This is a genomic window from Hongsoonwoonella zoysiae (assembly GCF_013266695.1).
In the GTDB taxonomy this organism is placed as follows: Bacteria; Pseudomonadota; Alphaproteobacteria; order Rhizobiales; family Stappiaceae; genus Hongsoonwoonella; species Hongsoonwoonella zoysiae.
This window is the reverse complement of the sequence record NZ_JABRXF010000003.1, coordinates 388,908-405,634: the sequence shown is the minus strand read 5'-3', so window position 1 is coordinate 405,634 and position 16,727 is coordinate 388,908. Positions and strand designations below refer to the sequence as shown.

Annotated in this window: 16 protein-coding genes and 2 pseudogenes; 7 read left to right on the top strand and 11 right to left on the bottom strand. The window is 60.3% G+C overall.

What is annotated here, in order from left to right; all coding sequences use genetic code 11:
• Window positions 1–4 precede the first annotated feature (4 nt).
• Window positions 5–2,161 (top strand): EAL domain-containing protein, encoded by a 2,157-nt coding sequence (locus tag HPQ64_RS18265; RefSeq protein WP_172890064.1) that lies wholly within the window; start codon window positions 5–7, stop codon window positions 2,159–2,161.
• A 12-nt stretch (window positions 2,162–2,173) separates the two neighbouring features.
• Here HPQ64_RS18265 and HPQ64_RS18260 read toward each other — a convergent pair whose 3' ends face one another.
• Entirely contained in the window at window positions 2,174–2,587 is a 414-nt protein-coding gene (locus HPQ64_RS18260) for a tellurite resistance TerB family protein (RefSeq protein ID WP_172890063.1), read from the bottom strand.
• A 315-nt stretch (window positions 2,588–2,902) separates the two neighbouring features.
• Between HPQ64_RS18260 and HPQ64_RS18255 the strand changes: the two genes are divergently transcribed.
• Complete coding sequence (locus HPQ64_RS18255) at window positions 2,903–4,564, top strand: lysine--tRNA ligase (RefSeq protein ID WP_172890062.1); 1,662 nt, start codon at window positions 2,903–2,905, stop codon at window positions 4,562–4,564.
• Between the two features lie 21 nt (window positions 4,565–4,585).
• A complete protein-coding gene (locus tag HPQ64_RS18250) occupies window positions 4,586–5,287 on the top strand; it encodes a GDSL-type esterase/lipase family protein (RefSeq protein ID WP_172890061.1) in 702 nt (233 codons plus the stop codon).
• Window positions 5,288–5,293: 6 nt separating this feature from the next.
• Here the strand turns inward: HPQ64_RS18250 and HPQ64_RS18245 are convergent, their stop codons facing one another.
• The 3 genes and pseudogenes from HPQ64_RS18245 to HPQ64_RS20825 form a co-directional block, all read right to left on the bottom strand.
• Window positions 5,294–6,100 (bottom strand): thermonuclease family protein, encoded by an 807-nt coding sequence (locus HPQ64_RS18245; protein WP_172890060.1) that lies wholly within the window; start codon window positions 6,098–6,100, stop codon window positions 5,294–5,296.
• Window positions 6,101–6,121: 21 nt separating this feature from the next.
• Window positions 6,122–6,499 (bottom strand): annotated as a pseudogene (locus HPQ64_RS20830) (S24 family peptidase); the annotation flags it as partial.
• 77 nt (window positions 6,500–6,576) lie between these two features.
• Window positions 6,577–6,769, bottom strand: a pseudogene (locus HPQ64_RS20825) (helix-turn-helix transcriptional regulator); the annotation flags it as partial.
• A gap of 218 nt (window positions 6,770–6,987) precedes the next feature.
• Between HPQ64_RS20825 and HPQ64_RS18235 the strand changes: the two are divergent.
• From HPQ64_RS18235 to arsC, 3 genes are read left to right on the top strand one after another with little or no spacing between them, the layout of a single operon-like run.
• Window positions 6,988–7,329, top strand: coding sequence for a DUF952 domain-containing protein (locus HPQ64_RS18235; RefSeq protein ID WP_172890058.1), 342 nt, complete (start codon window positions 6,988–6,990; stop codon window positions 7,327–7,329).
• The gene (locus tag HPQ64_RS18230) at window positions 7,329–8,426 is read left to right on the top strand and encodes a quinone-dependent dihydroorotate dehydrogenase (RefSeq protein WP_172890057.1); all 1,098 of its coding nucleotides are present in this window, start codon (window positions 7,329–7,331) and stop codon (window positions 8,424–8,426) included. The genes HPQ64_RS18235 and HPQ64_RS18230 overlap by 1 nt, the downstream gene beginning before the upstream one ends.
• Window positions 8,427–8,432: 6 nt before the next feature.
• Window positions 8,433–8,780, top strand: a complete 348-nt coding sequence (arsC, locus tag HPQ64_RS18225; RefSeq protein WP_172890056.1) for an arsenate reductase (glutaredoxin) — start codon at window positions 8,433–8,435, stop codon at window positions 8,778–8,780.
• A gap of 10 nt (window positions 8,781–8,790) precedes the next feature.
• Here arsC and HPQ64_RS18220 read toward each other — a convergent pair whose 3' ends face one another.
• The 4 genes from HPQ64_RS18220 to HPQ64_RS18205 are packed head-to-tail and all read right to left on the bottom strand — an operon-like array spanning window position 8,791 to window position 12,005.
• Complete coding sequence (locus HPQ64_RS18220; RefSeq protein WP_172890055.1) at window positions 8,791–9,528, bottom strand: haloacid dehalogenase type II; 738 nt, start codon at window positions 9,526–9,528, stop codon at window positions 8,791–8,793.
• A 19-nt stretch (window positions 9,529–9,547) separates the two neighbouring features.
• Window positions 9,548–10,111 carry a hypothetical protein gene (locus tag HPQ64_RS18215; protein ID WP_172890054.1) on the bottom strand — a complete coding sequence of 188 codons (564 nt, stop codon included), beginning with the start codon at window positions 10,109–10,111 and terminating at the stop codon, window positions 9,548–9,550.
• Window positions 10,048–11,688: a sodium:solute symporter family transporter gene (locus HPQ64_RS18210; RefSeq protein ID WP_172890053.1), complete on the bottom strand. Its 1,641-nt coding sequence runs from the start codon at window positions 11,686–11,688 to the stop codon at window positions 10,048–10,050. The genes HPQ64_RS18215 and HPQ64_RS18210 overlap by 64 nt, the downstream gene beginning before the upstream one ends.
• Window positions 11,685–12,005, bottom strand: coding sequence for a hypothetical protein (locus HPQ64_RS18205; protein ID WP_172890052.1), 321 nt, complete (start codon window positions 12,003–12,005; stop codon window positions 11,685–11,687). Before HPQ64_RS18205 ends, HPQ64_RS18210 begins: the two co-directional genes overlap by 4 nt.
• 199 nt (window positions 12,006–12,204) lie before the next feature.
• On the opposite strand from HPQ64_RS18205, the gene HPQ64_RS18200 reads away from it, so the two are divergent.
• Window positions 12,205–12,804, top strand: coding sequence for a TetR/AcrR family transcriptional regulator (locus HPQ64_RS18200; RefSeq protein WP_172890051.1), 600 nt, complete (start codon window positions 12,205–12,207; stop codon window positions 12,802–12,804).
• Here HPQ64_RS18200 and HPQ64_RS18195 read toward each other — a convergent pair.
• From HPQ64_RS18195 to betA, 3 genes are all read right to left on the bottom strand, one after another.
• The gene (locus HPQ64_RS18195; RefSeq protein ID WP_172890050.1) at window positions 12,797–13,438 is read right to left on the bottom strand and encodes a glutathione S-transferase family protein; all 642 of its coding nucleotides are present in this window, start codon (window positions 13,436–13,438) and stop codon (window positions 12,797–12,799) included. The genes HPQ64_RS18200 and HPQ64_RS18195 overlap by 8 nt on opposite strands.
• A 51-nt stretch (window positions 13,439–13,489) precedes the next feature.
• The gene (betB, locus tag HPQ64_RS18190) at window positions 13,490–14,953 is read right to left on the bottom strand and encodes a betaine-aldehyde dehydrogenase (protein ID WP_172890049.1); all 1,464 of its coding nucleotides are present in this window, start codon (window positions 14,951–14,953) and stop codon (window positions 13,490–13,492) included.
• Window positions 14,954–15,057: 104 nt separating this feature from the next.
• Window positions 15,058–16,725, bottom strand: coding sequence for a choline dehydrogenase (gene betA / locus HPQ64_RS18185; protein ID WP_172890048.1), 1,668 nt, complete (start codon window positions 16,723–16,725; stop codon window positions 15,058–15,060).
• Between the last annotated feature and the right edge of the window lie 2 nt (window positions 16,726–16,727).

Genomic DNA, 16,727 nt, shown 5'->3' with positions numbered 1-16,727 from the left:
CTCCTTGTCGAATGCTTCGGGGTTGAAGCAGGATGAATCGGAGGCGAAGTCCGATCACGATGGCTGTGCAGCTTTCGAGGAGAGCGCTCATACCAATGCCGCCTCCGTCGCCGACCCGCTCGTTCCACCGTTAGATGCGAACACAAGGCGCGATGCGATCATTGACGCCTCACCTGCGTCGACGCTGCTTTGCGACCGCGATTACATCGTCTGGGAAGCGAATGCGAAGTTTCTGGACGATTTCTGCCTGACGAAAGATGACGTTATCGGACACCCGATCGCAGCGGCGATCGGGAAGAAGATTTTCGAACGACGAAAACCGTCGATCGATCAGGCCTTGTCAGGTGAATCCACGCGTTTGCTGGAATGGCAGACGGATCGTTCGGGTGCACGGTTTATTCTCGACATCTCTCATGTTCCGTTGCGTGATCGTAATGGTGAGATTGTCGGCACGATCATTTCCGCGATCAAGGCGAGCGAGCAGCAGGAACTCAAGCAACGCCTGTCGATGTACCGTGAGGTTCTGCGCCAGACGACGGACAGGGTGGGGGTGATTGGCACGGATTATCGCTATCGCTTCTGCAATGATGCAAATGCCGCCTATCATCAGCGCCGGCCCGAAGACATCATTGGCTGTCACCTTGGCGACATGATCGGCTGGGATTTGTTCGAAAAGCACGGCCAGGAAAAATACGACAGGTGCTTCGCCGGAGAGTCGCTCGAGTTCGATCTGGATCTGACGAAGGAGGGCCAGGCACCTGAGATCGTAAATGTTCGCATGTATCCCTACCGGGAAGGCGAGGACGAGATCACCGGAGCGGTGGTGACCATCCGCGATATTACCGGCAGCGCCCTGATGGCCAAGGAGATGCGCCGCAGGGCGCGGGAGGACGCGCTTACCGGCGTTTACAACCGATACGCGCTGCAAGAGCGGCTTGAAGAGCTTCTCGCCAATGCTTCGCAAAAGGGCGAATGTGCGGCGCTGCTGACGATCGATCTCGACAATTTCAAGGTTGTGAACGACCTTGCGGGCCATGCGGCGGGCGATGCGCTGCTATGTCAGATCGGCGAGATGCTGAAGGCTTTCAAGGTCAGCCACGGCGCAATGGTGGCGCGCCTTGGCGGGGATGAGTTTGCGCTTGTGGTGTCCTGCCTCGGTGAATGCGGTGCAAAGGAAATAGGGCGTCAGATCGTCTCCAACATTCAGACGATGCGTTTTGATTGGGGCGGAAGCGTCTTCACGGTCGATGCAAGTGTCGGGATCGCTTTTCTTGACGGCAAGAATATCGGAGCAAATCCCGTTGCCCCGGGCGATCTCATGAAATGGGCCGATCAGGCCTGCCTGCTTGCCAAGGAAACAGGTGGGGGGCGGACGCTTGTTTTCGAGCCGGGCAACCGGGAAATGGCTGCACGCCAGGCGCATGTCGGCAATCTGAAAGTTCTTCAGCAGGCGCTGGATGAAAACGCGTTCTGCCTTTTTACGATGCCGATCGAGGCCATCGACGGCAGCGCACGCGTCTATCATGAGGTTCTACTGAGGGTGGCAGGTCAGGACGGGCAGATGTTGCCGCCGGCCCCGCTGATCGTGGCGGCGGAGCGTCATGGCCTGATGCCGAAGATCGATCGCTGGGTCATTTGCAACGTCCTGCAGCGGCTTCGCGCAGCGCCTGAGGACTTGCGCCTTTCGGTCAACCTGTCTGGGCAGTCGGTTGGCGATCCGGCATTCAAGGATCTCTTGCTCGAAAAGCTTGGCCAATATCCGAACCTTGCCTCGCGCCTGTCCTTCGAAATTACGGAAACGGCAACGGTGCGCAGCATGGCAACCGCGCAGGCGCTCATCCGGGCGCTTCGAAACCGCGGCTGCGGCGTCATTCTTGACGATTTCGGCGCGGGGCTTTCCTCATTCGCCTATCTTCGCCAGTTCGAGATCGACTGCCTGAAGATCGACGGCTCGATCATTGGTGACGTCGCGAGCGACGAGGTCCAGCGTACGATAGTCGCGGGCATCGTAGCCGTGGCCAACAAGCTCGGTATCGAGGTTACGGCGGAGTTCGTGGAAGATCGGGAGACGATGGACATCCTGCGCGAACTGGACGTGACCTTCGCGCAGGGCTATTTCGTCGGAAAACCGGTCGAATGGATCGTCCCGGGGATAACGTGATGCTGAAAAACCTCAGGCCGTGCGAAATCTTGCCTGTGCGCTACGCTCAATCGCGGCGACGGTAAGCTTGTCGAGGCCGAGCCTGTCCCGCAGGATCTGGAGGAGGCGCAATTCCTCCTGCTGGACGTTGAGATCGGCCGCCGCGATTTCCACTGCAACCGCGTAAGCGGTATCGCGCATGCGCTCCGGCAGGCTTGCGACGATGAGGTCGAGCACGTCATTCATGCCGTTTGCCGCCTGCAGCCGATCCCCGCATTCCTGGGCAACCGGGATAATGCGGTTTTCGTCGAAACCGTTGAAGACGGGCAGCGTGCGCACGACCTGGCCCATGGAGGAAAGCTCCCGGTCGGTCATCGCGCTGTCTGCTGCCGAGGTGATCACCATCACGTAAATGAGCGCGTCATGCAGCGAAATGGTCGAAGTCATCAGGTTATCCGTGCCTTTCCTGGCATATGAGAAGCTGGTTCCATTAGACACTCCACTTCCGGATTTTCCGTAGAAGCCGGCTAGCTTACGACAAGTAAGCGGGAGGGCGGGTGTCCGCAAGCTTCGAATTTCGGCCTCGCCCCGATGCTGGCGAACAAAGCCTCGTCGGGCAATATACGAAATGAGGTGCGGTCGAGATTGACGGAAGGTTCCGGCTTTTCTAGTTTCCGCGCGACCGGAAAGTGTCAAGCCATCTTCCGTGTCGTGTTTCCACGAAAAAATGCAACACACCCCCTTTAGCGGAACCAACCGGATATGAGCGTTCAATCCCTGCCCGAACTCGACCTGTCGCCCTCTTTTGTCGAGGCGGCGCAGGCTTCCAAAGCCTGGCCGTTCGAAGAGGCGCGCAAACTGGTCAAACGGGTGGAAAAGCGCTCGTCCGACCGGCCGATCCTGTTTGAAACGGGCTACGGCCCTTCCGGCCTGCCGCATATAGGCACCTTCGGCGAGGTTGCGCGCACGACGATGGTGCGCACCGCTTTTCGCCTTCTGACCGGGGATCAGGTGCCGACGAAGCTGCTTTGTTTTTCGGACGATATGGATGGTCTGCGCAAGGTGCCGGAAAATGTCCCGAACCGCGAGATGATGGAGGCCCATCTCGGCAAGCCACTGACGCGGGTCCCCGATCCTTTCGGGTCCGAGCATCGTTCATTCGGTGCGGCGAACAATGCGCGTCTTCGTGCCTTTCTCGACCGCTTCGGCTTCGAATACGACTTCGCAAGCGCGACCGACTATTACACCTCCGGCCGTTTCGACGAGGCGCTTCTGCGGATGCTTGCGGTCTACGACAAGGTGATGGACATCATCCTGCCGACATTGGGCGAAGAGAGGCGGGCGACTTACTCCCCCTTCCTTCCGATATGCCCACGCACCGGCATCGTCCTTCAGGTGCCGATGGTCGAGCGTGACGTGAAAAAGGGCACGATCGTCTATATCGACCCGGAAACCGGCGAGAGGGTCGAGACGAAGGTTACGGGCGGTGCGGTCAAATGCCAGTGGAAGGCCGACTGGGCGATGCGCTGGTTCGCGCTTGGCGTCGACTATGAGATGGCAGGCAAGGACCTGATAGACAGCGTGACGCTTTCCTCGAAGATCTGCAAGGCTCTGGGCGGAACGCCGCCGGACGGCTTCAATTACGAGCTTTTTCTCGACGACCAGGGCCGCAAGATCTCCAAGTCCAAGGGAAATGGGCTGACGATCGACGAATGGCTGACCTATGCCTCGCCGGAAAGCCTGTCGCTTTACATGTACAACAAACCTAAAGCGGCGAAGAAGCTTTACTTCGACGTCATCCCGAAGGCGGTGGATGAGTATTTCACCTTCCTGTCGAAGGTCGACGCGATGGCGCCGGAGCAGAAGCTGTCCAATCCCGTCTGGCATATTCATTCCGGCAATCCGCCGAAGGTGGATGTGCCTGTTTCCTTCGCCATGCTTCTCAATCTCGTCTCGGCATCGAATGCGGAGAACAAAGCCGTGCTCTGGGCCTTCATCTCGCGCTATGCGCCGGGCGTGACGCCGCAAAGCCATCCCAAGCTCGATGAACTCGTCGGTTATGCGATCCGCTATTTCGACGATTTCGTGAAACCGACGAAGACGTTCCGCGCGCCGGATGATGTCGAACGTGCCGCACTCGAGGAGCTTGACCGGAAACTTGCAAGCCTGCCGGTGGATGCGGATGGCGAGACGATCCAGAACGCCGTTCTCGATGTTGCGCGCGCGATCGAGCGTTATCAGGATCACAAAAAGAAGAACCCGGATGGCGGTCCTGGTGTGTCAGTTGCCTGGTTCGGCGCGCTTTACCAGATCCTGCTCGGGCAGGAGAGGGGGCCGCGCTTTGGCTCCTTCGTGGCGCTTTACGGCATCGGCGAGACGCGCGAGCTGATCCGCAAGGCGCTTTCCGGTGAACTTGCAGCATAATCAGCCGTTGGAGAGCGTGGGGTGATCGCTTCTTTCGTCTCTTGGGCAAGCTTTCCCCTCTATGCGGTGGAAGGCCTGCGGACAAGGGTGCGGTCGCTCCGCCTTCCTCCGGGCGAGGGGCCGACCAGCGGCTATGTCGAAGGTGAAGGCGAGACTGTCCATCTTCTCGTTCTCGGCGATTCCTCGGCTGCGGCGATCGGGATTGGGCGGCAGGCGGATGGTCTGGCGCCGGCACTTGCGTGCGGGCTGAACGAGAAAACCGGGCGCTCAGTGAGGTGGCGCGGCGCAGGTTTCAACTCCGCAACGTCTGATCAACTGCGTGATCACGTGGTGCACAATCTGGAGCCCGCGCCCTACACGCATATCCTGGTTTGCGTCGGCTTTAACGACGTTAAGAATTTCCACTCCGGGAGGCGCTTCAAGAACGGCTTTGGCGGACTTTTATATGCACTCAAGGCTCGCTTTCCCGACAGCCGCCTTTACTGGTCGCAGGTGCTGGACCCCAACGAAATGCCGCTGATCTCGCCCTCTCTCGGGGCGGTCCTGAAATTGCGGGCCGATATCCTCAATCGGGTGGGCAGCCGGCTCTGCGTCGAACGTGGCGCGATCGCGATTCCCGCGATGAAAGCCCTGCCGGCGGATGCCTTTTGCGGTGATGGCGTTCACCCCTCGGAGAAAGGGTTCGAAGCCTGGGGGCGCCATCTGGCGCAGTTCATCGAATAGCGATCCTCACGGACGCACCGACCATAATATGTCGCCAGTGGACGCCTCGCCGGGGGAGGGAGGCGTGTCGGCGTCAGCTTCGTTTGTGGGCAGTATCTCGATATCGTCGAGCGGAATGTCCGGTTCCTGCACCTGCGTGCCCAACGCTGGTTGCGACCAGGAGAAAGAACCGTCGAGTTGCCATAGTCCCTTTCTGCCGTCCTGAGCGGCCAGCGAAAGGTTCTTCAGGTATTTGGGGGCATCCTCTGTCGGCCGCGCCCAGCCCTGTTCCAGCATCCAGCGGGTAAGGTCGGTCGGCCCCCTTGTGCAGCTTGCGTTGATCTCGTGTTCGCCGATCTGAAAATGCTTGTAACAATGAATTGCGTAATTGCGGATGAGGCCGCGAAGCGCCGTACGCGCGCGCATCCCGCATGGCCAGTCGCCGCCAAGGCGGGAGGGGCATTTCTCGCCGAGGTCGGGGCCTGCCAGATAGGCAAGGCGGATCGTCGTCTTCTTGACGCGCAGGCTACGCGAATCTAGTACCAGCGGGCGCCGGAAGTTCAGCGTCTCATCGGGTTTCACCTGTTCGGGTGGGGGAGGGCGCACGCCTGCAACGCGCTTCAGCGGCCCGGTGATCCGGGGATGCGGCAGCACGTCGTCGGGCGTAACGTCGCGGATGCTGTCGGGATGGACCGGCGGTTTGTCGATTAGAGGCTCCGGTTGGGAAGCTGCCAGCTTTTCGCGGAAGTCGCCTTGCGGTTCGGGTATCATGGAAAGCGCGCCGGCACCGGCCATAGCAACGATCAACACCATGCACCAACCCTTGATGTTCATCGTCGCCTCCTGCCGCTTCGGCTATTGGCTGGCCCAGATAATGCGCGCGATCCATTCTATATCTCTCAGTTCGATCGTGCGCGCCGCGTGTTCGGGGTTCAGCGAATGCAGTTCCACATTCCGTGCGGTCTGCCGGTGCAACACCTTGGCCATGACCTCACCCTCCAGCGTCCTGACGACCACGCGGTCGCCACGCCTGACGGCGGAGCCGGGAGAGACGATCAGCACGTCGCCGTCGCGATAGAGCGGCTGCATGGAGTCGCCCGAAACCTCCAGCGCATAGACGCTTTCCCGCCCGTCGTCCGGGAAGGCGATCTCGTCCCACCCGGTGCCTGCGGGAAAACCGCCGTCGTCGAAAAAGCCGCCGGCGCCCGCCTGCGCGATGCCAAGCAGCGGTACTGTTCGCCTCTGGTCATTTCCGGCAAGATCGGGCTGGTTGCGGTCGGCGATCATTCCAAACAGATCGGTGAGGTCGGAGCGTGTCGCCTCCAGGATCTTGGCAAGCGATTCCGTCGAGGGCCAGCGTGGACGCCCGTCGCCCGCCACCCGCTTTGACGGATTGAAGGTCGTAGGATCAAGGCCGGCGCGCCGGGCAAGGCCGGATGGCGACAGGCCGTGGCGGCGGGCGAGCATGTCGATCGCGGCCCAGACGCGATCATGGGAGAGCATTTCTTCGCTCCTTTGGTGATACGGTCCGCAGACCGCATATCAGGCCGTTCACGTGTGAAGAGGAATTTATCCCGATTTCAGTTTACCCATCGGTATATATTCCTGTCTACCCCTGAATGCCACCAGAATTGTGAGTTCAGGGCGTTAGGTCAGGGTGCTGCTTGCCGTTGCCACACGCGAAGGCTAAAAGCTCTGAATACTTGGCGACATGGAAAAATATGGCAATCATCTACAAGATCGTTACGCGCAGCCAGTGGGCTGAAGCGGAAAAAAAGGGCCGGTTTGATGGTGCTCCCGTCGATCATGCAGACGGGTTCATTCATCTCTCTGCAGCCGATCAGGTCCGCGAAACCGCTGCGAAGCATTTTGGCGGGATGTCAGATCTGCTGCTTGTAGGTCTGGAGGCGGATAAGCTCGGAGGCGCGTTGAAGTGGGAAGTGTCGCGCGGAGGCGCACTCTTCCCGCATCTATACAGCACCCTCGATCCCGCCATGGTCGAATGGGTCATGGACCTTCCGCTCGGGCCCGATGGCAAGCATGTGTTTCCGGAGGAGCTTTGATGGTCGTTTCCCTGGTCGACGGGCTTGCGCGCAGGGCGCTATTTTCGATCGATCCGGAAACCGCGCACGGGCTCACGATCAAGGCGCTTTCGACCGGGCTCCTGCCGGCTTGCGAGCCAGCGGCTGACGGCAGGCTCGGCGTAAAGCTTTTCGACCTTGCGTTTCCCAATCCGCTCGGACTTGCAGCGGGTTTCGACAAGAACGGCGAAGTGCCGGATGCGGTACTTCGCCTCGGATTTGGCTTTACCGAAGTCGGCACCGTCACGCCGAGGGCACAAACCGGCAACCCGCGTCCACGCGTTTTCCGCCTTCCCGCGGACCATGGCGTTATCAACCGCTATGGCTTCAACAACGAAGGTCATGCGGCAATGCACGCCCGGCTTGCGGCGCGTGCGCATCGCGGCGGCATCGTCGGCGTCAATGTCGGAGCGAACAAGGACGCCGAGGACCGTATCGCCGATTATGTTGCGGGCATTAAGGCTTTTGCTGATCTCGCCTCCTATTTCACGATCAATATTTCATCGCCCAACACGCCGGGCCTGCGCGATCTTCAGGAACGTGACGCGCTGCGCGATCTCCTGAAGCGGTCGCTCGAGGCCCGCGACGGCGCGGCTCGGCGGGTCGGCCGCAAGGTGCCGGTGCTCCTCAAGATTGCGCCGGATGTCGATGCCAACGGCATGGAGGAAATCGCCGAGGAGGTTCTTGCTGCGAAAGTCGACGGGCTGATCGTTTCCAATACGACAATCTCGCGCGATCGTTTGAAGGAAAAGACGACGGCGAAGGAGGCAGGCGGGCTGTCCGGCAGGCCGCTGTTCCGAAAATCCACGATCGCGCTCGCCCGCATGCGCAGGCTCGTCGGGCCTGAACTGCCCATCATTGGCGTTGGCGGGATCGACAGTCCCGAAACCGCCTGGACGAAAATCGCCGCCGGTGCCACGCTGATCCAGCTTTACACCGGACTGGTTTATGAAGGCCCGGGCCTTGTGAAACGCATTCTGGCGCATCTGTCGAGGCAACTCGATGCAAACGGCCTCGGCCATATTTGCGAAGCTGTGGGCGCCAATGTGGACGCCTGGGCCGATGCGCAGGAGGATTGATCGAAAATGACGGTGACCATCTGGCACAATCCGCGCTGTTCGAAATCGCGGGAAACACTTGCGCTACTGGAAGGAAAGGGTGTTCATCCGCATGTGCGCGAATATCTGAAGGATACGCCAAACGAGGCGGATATTCGTTCGGCCCTTTACGCGCTTGGCTTTGATGATCCGCGCAAGCTGATGCGCACGGGAGAGGCGCTCTACAAGGAAATGAAGCTTGCCGAGGTCACCAACCCGGACATTCTCGTCGCCGCGATGGCGTCAAACCCAATCCTGATCGAACGTCCGGTCGTTTTTTCCGGCGGGAAAGCCATGCTTGGCCGCCCGCCGGAAGCGGTTCTGGAAATTCTTTGACGGCCGCCGGTCAGCTGGCCACGATGCCTGCCAGCTCGTTGAGTGAGGAGAGCCGGTAGTCCGGGTCCATGCCAAAATGCTCCATGCGCATGCGCAGGATCTTGAACATGGTCGTCGGGCCTACCTTGTCGAGGCCTGCGATCTCGGCTCTCAAAGCTTCCGCCGTCACTCGCTCGATCCACGCCACCTTGAGGCCGAAGTTCTTCGCGCCGCAGGCGTCGAAAGCATTGGACGAGACGAAGAGAACTTCCTCGGGTTTGACGCCGAGTTTCTCCTCGATCAGTTCGTAAGCCTTGTTGTTCGGCTTGAAGATCTGGACGGCATCGACGCTGATGCACGCTTCCAGGTGGGCGTTAAGCCCGGTGTTGCGGATCAGATCGTCCAGCATGTCCTGGCTGCCGTTTGAAAGGATCGCTCGCTGCCTGCCTTTCAGGGCCTCAAGCGCGCTGATGCTGTCCGCATAGGGGTCGAGGTGGCGGTATTTCGCCATAATTTCTTCAAAGACGGTTTTTTCGTAGGGAATGCCGATGCAGTCGAGCGTATAGGCAAGCGATTCCTGAGAAACCGCCCAGAAATCGTGAAAGGCGCCCATCTGCGAGCGCAGCCACGTGTATTCCAGCTGTTTCAGGCGCCAGACCTGCGTGATCAGCTCGCCTTTGCCCGGAAACTTTTCCTCGGTGATCGACGAGACCGACTGGACGTCGTAGAGCGTTCCATAGGCGTCGAAGACGATGGCTTTGATGGTCATTGGGATCTCCCGATTGATATCACGCGTAAAGTGAGAAAAAACTCGCCAGGAAGACGCCTGTGCAGGCAAGGGCGCTGGAGGCCCTGAGCCTTGTCCAACCGCAAGCCGCGGCGAGGTTCTCCGACAGTTTCCAGAAAAAGAGCGCCGTGCCGGTGCAGCCTACGACCAGTATCGGCCCTAACAGTGCGATTTCGTCGCTGACGTAAAGGGCAGCAGAGGGCGCTGCCACCCACAGGGGTGCGGCAGATGCGGAATAGACGGCAAGAAGCTGGAAAAACCCGGCTTTCGCGCCGAAAAGACGGGTCATGGCCCAGGTTACGGCAGACAAGCCGAACCATATGGCCAGCGTCTGCGACAGTCCGCCGACGGCAACGACGGCGAAGGCATATGCCACAGGTATGTCCAGCCCGCCGATTTCGCCCGACCGTCCGAGAAAGGTGCCAGCACTCCACATCAGCCCGGCTATCGGCATTCCGAGGGCGCTAAGCCCCCGGAAGCCTATGTGTCTGGCGGCTTCGCCTACCACGGCTGCATGCCCCAGATCAGGACCGGCACCCAGAGTGCGCAGAGGATCAGCAGCCATTGCACGCCGTTGTAGCGCTCGCGCGTGACGGTCGCCCAGCCGTGCATGCCTTCCACCATGGCCTGTGCCCGCGAAAGTTCGCTTGCCGCGCTGTTGGCGAACAGGCGTTCGGCGGCAAGCGAGCCAAGGATCGTCAGGATGAAACCGACCGGCACGGTTATCAGCGCCACCGAATATCCGAGCTTGGCGATCAGCCCGTTGCCGATCGAGAAGTCCGGGAACACATATGGCGACATGGCGATGTAGAGCAGGCCGGACACGGTGCTGCCGAAGATCGCGCCCCAGAAGTTGATCCGCGTAGACCAGACGCCGAGCACCACCATCGGCGTAACCGCGGTCGCGCAAAGGCCAAATGCCCAGAAGATGCTGGTGATCAGGAACGCAGGCGGGTCTAGCGAAACGAGCATGGAGACCACGCCCGTTCCAGCCAGCGCGACATAACCCCAGCGCAACTTCTTGATGTCGGGCATCTCGGGCTTGAAGCTGCCGACAATGTCGTGACCGACGACCGTTGCGATGCCGATCATGAGTCCGGCGATGGTCGACACACCGGCCGCAAGCACGCCTGCGATCACGAAGGCGCTCACCCACTCCGGATTATAGGCAAGGTTGAGCAGCAACGTTGTCTTGTCGGCGGCCTCCGGCGTCAGCGTTTCGCCGATTGAGGCGAAGTGATAGACGCCGGCGAACCCCATGGCATAAGTGCCGAGAAACATCATCCCGACCCAGAGGCAGAACCAGGGCACGACCCGGCGCGCGGCGCGAATGCTTGATGACGTCAGGACACGCTGGGCAAGCTGCGGCAGGCCAAGGGTGCCGAGCGTCAGCGCGACGAAAAGTGCCAAGTAGAAGCGTGGCTCATATTTCAGGTCGAAGAACGTCGGAATGCGCTCCAGGAGCACATCCGTCAGGTCGCCGTAGCCGAGCGGCGGGAACCAGTATCCGGTAACGCCCATCTGCTTCAGGATCGCCGCAAGCGGCACGAGCAGGGCGATCATCATGATCACCATTTGGATCGCGTCGTTGTAAGTCGCTCCCTTCATGCCGCCGACGGTGATGTAACCGGTGATCACCAGTGCGGAGATGATCAGCGATGGCGTGTAGGGAAGACCGAGAAGAACCTCGAAGACCTTCGCAATGCCGATGAACTGGCCGATCATGTACATGAGCATGATGAGCAGCATCCACACCGCGGCGAGATAACCGGCGGAACGACCGTAGCGCATCTGCACGAAATGCACCGACGTGTAGACGCCGGACCGCCACAGCGATGCGCCGTAAAGCAGCACGAGCAGCGGCACGCTCAGGATGAGCTGTATCCACATGTAGACGAAGGGCAGGTGAAGCTGCTGGATAAGGGCTACGACGCCAAGGAAGGTGGCGACGCTCATCCAGGTAGAAGCGGCGGCAAGCGAGTTCACCACCGGGCCGACGGATCTGCCGGCCAGGTAAAGGTCGGCGGAGGTGTGGGTCTGTTTGTTGGAGATGACGGCGACGATGTAATAGAGCGCGAAGACCGCCAGCGTGATCCCCATGCCCAGCCAGATATTCTGGATCTGCCAGTCTGCCTCGGTCATGACTGTGCTCCTTCCCGGGCGAAGCCGTTTGCGCTCGCGACCGCGCCGGCTGCAGGTGCGGCCTCGGGCGTTGCCGAGTTGTTTTCCGCTTCGATCTCGCTTTCCAATTGGTCAGCGTAGCGGTTCCAGACGATGGAAACGGCCAGGATGCCTGCAGAGCCGAGAACTATGGCAATGAAGTAATGCAGCGGAAAGCCAAGCACGCGCGTGCTGTTGTCGACACCGAATGCGATGGCGAACAGACCGGTATGCGCGAGAACGACATAGAGTACGCCGAACACGAGCGTCGACGTCCACTCCTTCTTGTATGCGTTCATTGTTTCACTCCCAGGAAGATGATTTTTTCCCTGCGGGAGCGGCTAAGTTCATTCCTCCCTGCCTTTACACCGCTCTCGCATTCTTGAATGAAGATTCATGAAAATTTTAGAATGTCAATTCAAGAATTCGCGGGCATAATGGGGAATGCCGGGCAAGGCTTTGCCTTGCAGGCGAATTTCATTTGCGGTATCGCAGGTTATGGCTCGCCATCGCGAATTCGATGAAGAAAAGGCGCTAGCTGGCGCATTGGAAGTATTCTGGCAGCGTGGCTATTCGGCTGCCGGGATGCAGGAGCTTTGTGCCGCGATGGGGCTAAACCCCGGCAGCGTCTACGGAGCCTATGGTAATAAGCATGACCTCTTCATCGCTGCCATGCGCCGCTACCTTGAGGATGTGACGCGCGAGGGTATCGATCGGATAGCGGCGGCCCCGACCGGACGGGAAGGCATTCGGTCGTATTTCGATTATCTTACGGAAGGCATCGTCTCCGGCCGCCGGCAGTGGGGATGCCTCGGCACCAACGCATTCATGGAAATGGCTGACCGCGACGATACCGTGCAGACAATCATGAAAGAGCATTTCGACAAGCTTGAAGTGGCGTTCCGCGAAGCGCTGGAGCGGGACCGGGCAGACCTTCCCTGTCGCCTTGAGCCGGTGGATTTTGCGCGCTATCTCGTCTGCGTCGCGCAAGGGCTAAATGTCCTGTCGAAAACCGCCCCCGACCGGCAGAAATTGAACGGTATCGTCGACGCGGCAATGCTGCCCGTCACCGCATTGGAAGAAGATTGCGTCAGGTGACCCGCAGGTCCTCATAAGACACCATGACATGTTCCTGAAATGCCGGGCGTTCCGTCATCCTGTCGTAGTAGCGTCGCAATGAAGGGTGCTGCGGGCGGTCGATTTCAATGTCGAAATAGCGGAACAGGACATGCGCGAACTGGATGTCGGCAAGCGTAAATTCGTCTCCGGCAAGATAAGCATGGGAAGCAAGGCGCGCTTCGGCGATATCGAGCTTCTTGCCCAGTGCATCAATACCTCGTTTGATTGCGGCTTCGCTCCTGTCATTCGGCGGGGTGCGCACCACCTGCCAGAAGATCGGTACGGTGAAACCCGCGGCAATATTGATCTTGGCCCACTCGGTCCATTTGTCGATTTGCGTTCGTGATTCAAGCTTTGACGGCCAGAAAGGCGCTTTGGCGTAGCGATTGGCAAGGTATCGCAGGATCGCACCTGTTTCCCAAATGGGCTCTCCATCGCCATCCTGAAGAACTGGAACGGTTCCGTTCGGGTTCATCGCTAAAAACTCGGGCGTATCGTTCCCGCCGAATTTGTGCCCCACGTCGATCCGTGAAAAGGCGAGTTCGAGCTCGCCAATGCACCACATCACTGCCTGAACATTGGATGAAGTCTTACGTCCCCAGATTGTCAGCATAGGAAATCCCGTAATCGAGAATAGAAATTTGCGGTTTCAAATCGTAAGACCCTAATAAGCGCTCTCCACGTTCCCGAGCTCCACATAGACCGACTTGATCTGGCTGTAGTGTTCGATTGCCGCATGGCCGTTTTCTCGGCCGATGCCTGAATGCTTGTAGCCGCCGAAGGGCATCTCGATCGGGGTCAGGTTATAGGTGTTGATCCAGCAGGTTCCGGCGTGAAGGGCGGCGACCACGCGGTGGCCGCGCGCAAGGTTGCCGGTGAACACACCCGCGGCAAGCCCGAACTCGGTGGCGTTGGCCCGTGCGACAGCCTCTTCTTCCGTCTCGAAGTCGAGCACGCACATGACGGGGCCGAAGATTTCCTCACGTGCAATCCGCATGTGGTCGGCAACATCGGCGAATACGGTCGGTTTCACGAAGAGGCCTTCGGCAAGGCCCGGTACTTGTGCCTTGCCGCCGCCACAGATGAGCCGCGCGCCTTCTTCCTGCCCCAGCTTCATGTAGGAAAGCACCTTGTCCATCTGCCCTGCCGAAACAAGCGGGCCGATATGCGTTTCCTCATCGAGCGGATCGCCCAGTTTGGCCAGGGCCGTGCGTTCGGCAAGGCGTTTCAGGAAAGCGCCCTTGATGCCCTTTTGCACGAAGACGCGCGTGCCGTTGGAGCAGATTTGCCCCGTGGAATAGAAGTTCGCGTTGATTGCCGCCGAAACCGCGTTCTCCACATCAGCGTCGTCGAAGATGATCAGCGGCGACTTTCCGCCAAGTTCCAGTGTCACATGCTTCAGTGTCTTTGCCGCCGTTTCGGCGACCTTGATGCCCGTCGGCACGGAGCCTGTCAGCGATACCTTGGCCACATCGGGATGCGAGACGAGATGCGCGCCCGTTTCGCCGAGGCCCTGGATCACGTTGAAGACACCATCGGGCAGCCCGGCTTCCGACAGCGCTTCGGCAAGTTTCAGCGCTGAAAGCGGAGTGAGTTCCGATGGCTTGAAGACAACGGAGTTACCGCAGGCAAGGGCAGGGGCCGCCTTCCAGCAGGCGATCTGGATGGGGTAGTTCCATGCGCCGATCGCAGCCACGACGCCGAGGGGCTCCCGGCGGGTGTAGGCGAAGGAGCCGCCAAGGTCGATATGCTCGCCGGTAAGCGTTCGGGCAAGGCCCCCGAAATAGTCCAGGCAGTCCGCCCCGGAAGCCGCGTCGGCCACCAGCGTTTCCTGCAGCGGCTTGCCGGTGTCGAGCGTTTCGAGTTCGGAAAGCTCCCGGTTCCGCTCCCGCAGGATTTGGGCCGCGCGCAAGAGCACCTGCCCTCGCTCGGCGGGCGGCGTGGCGGACCAGACCTTGAAGCCGTTCCGCGCTGCGGCCACGGCTGCGTTGATCGTGGCGTGGGTCGCCACGTTCAGCATCGCGATCACTTCGCCCGTCGCCGGATAGCGGCTTTCCAGCGGCGCGCCGCTCTCATCGTCGATGTATTCGCCGTTGATATAGTGCGAGGCGGTTGGCTGGGCGCGCATCGGCTTTTTCCTCTTGAAGCGTAGGATGTCTGCCATCCCGAAAGAAAGTCGAAAAAAGGGTACGCCCCGCCGCCGGTGCGTTCAATCGGCGGAGCGGGTTCGTTTCAGCGCTGGGCGGTTTGCCAATCGGGGTGGATCCAGGCTTCCTGATTCGATGGCGGCAAGGGTGTGCGGCCCAGAATATGGTCGGACATCTTTTCGCCGACGAGGATCGACGGCCCGTTCAGGTTGCCGTTGGTGATCTGCGGGAAGATCGAGCTGTCGGCGACGCGAAGACCCTCGACGCCGATCACCCGGCCTTCCGGGTCTACGACGGCATTCGGGTCGTCGGCGGCTCCCATCCGGCAGGTGCCGCACGGGTGGTAGGCGCTTTCCACGTGCTCGCGGATGAAGGTGTCCAGTTCCTCGTCGCTCTGCACCGCCTCTCCGGGCTGGATTTCCTTGCCCCGGTAGGGCGTGAAGGCGTCCTGCCCGAATATTTCCCGCGTCAGGCGGATCGCCGTCCTGAAGTCTTCCCAGTCGTCAGGGTGCGACATGTAGTTGAAGAGGATCGAGGGATTTGCCTTCGGGTCGGGCGAGGTTAGCGCGATCCGCCCGCGCGATTTGGAGCGCATCGGCCCCACATGCGCCTGGAAGCCGTGGCCTTCGGCCGCCGCCTTGCCGTCGTATCGCACCGCGAAAGGCAGGAAGTGATACTGGATGTCGGGGTATTTCACGCCCGCTTTCGAGCGGATGAAGGCGCATGCCTCGAAGTGGTTGGAAGCACCCAGCCCCTTGCCCTGCAGCATCCATTGCAGGCCGATCATGCCCTTGGAGACGAGGTTCCAGTGCTTGTAAAGCGTGATGGGCTGGGAGCACGCCCGCTGGATATAAAGCTCAAGATGGTCCTGCAGGTTCTGCCCCACGCCCGGACGGTCGGCGACAACCGGAATGCCGAGATCGGAGAGCGCCTTGCCGTCGCCCACACCCGAAAGCATCAGGATACGCGGTGAGTTGATGGAGGAGGCGGCAATAATCACTTCCCCGTCCGCGTGGGCGGTTTCGCTCCGCCCGCCGCGCTCGTATTCGACGCCCACCGCGCGCTTGCCGTCGAACAGGATGCGGGTGACGAAAGCGCCTTTGACGAGTTCCACATTGGCCCGCTTCAGCGCCGGCTTCAGGTAGGCGTTCGCGGCAGACCAGCGGCGGCCTTTCCAGACCGTCATTTCCATGTCGCCGAAGCCTTCCTGCTTCAGCCCGTTATAATCGTGCGTCGCTCCATATCCGGCCTGTTTGCCGGCCTCCACGAATGCGGCATAAAGCGGGTTCCACTTGGTCCCGCGCGTTATGTGCAGCGGGCCGTTCGTACCCCGCACTCCCGGTTCTTCCTCAAGGTGGGGGTGATGCGCGCTTTCCATGCGCTGGAAATAGGGAAGTACGTGGGCATAATCCCAGTCCTTCGCGCCCATTTCCGCCCATGTGTCGTAGTCGCAGGCGTGGCCGCGCACATAGACCATGCCGTTGATCGAGGACGATCCGCCGACGACCTTGCCGCGCGGAGTGGCGAGCCTTCGTCCGCCGAGGTGCGGTTCGGGTTCGGTCTCGAAACCCCAGTCGTAGCGCGACATGTTCATCGGGTAGCTGAGGGCCGCCGGCATCTGGATAAAGGGTCCGGCATCCGTGCCGCCGTATTCCAGCACGAGCACGCGATTTTCCGGATTTTCCGAAAGCCGATAGGCGAGCGCGCAACCGGCGGAGCCCGCTCCGACGATGATGTAGGTGGCGTGAGCCATTT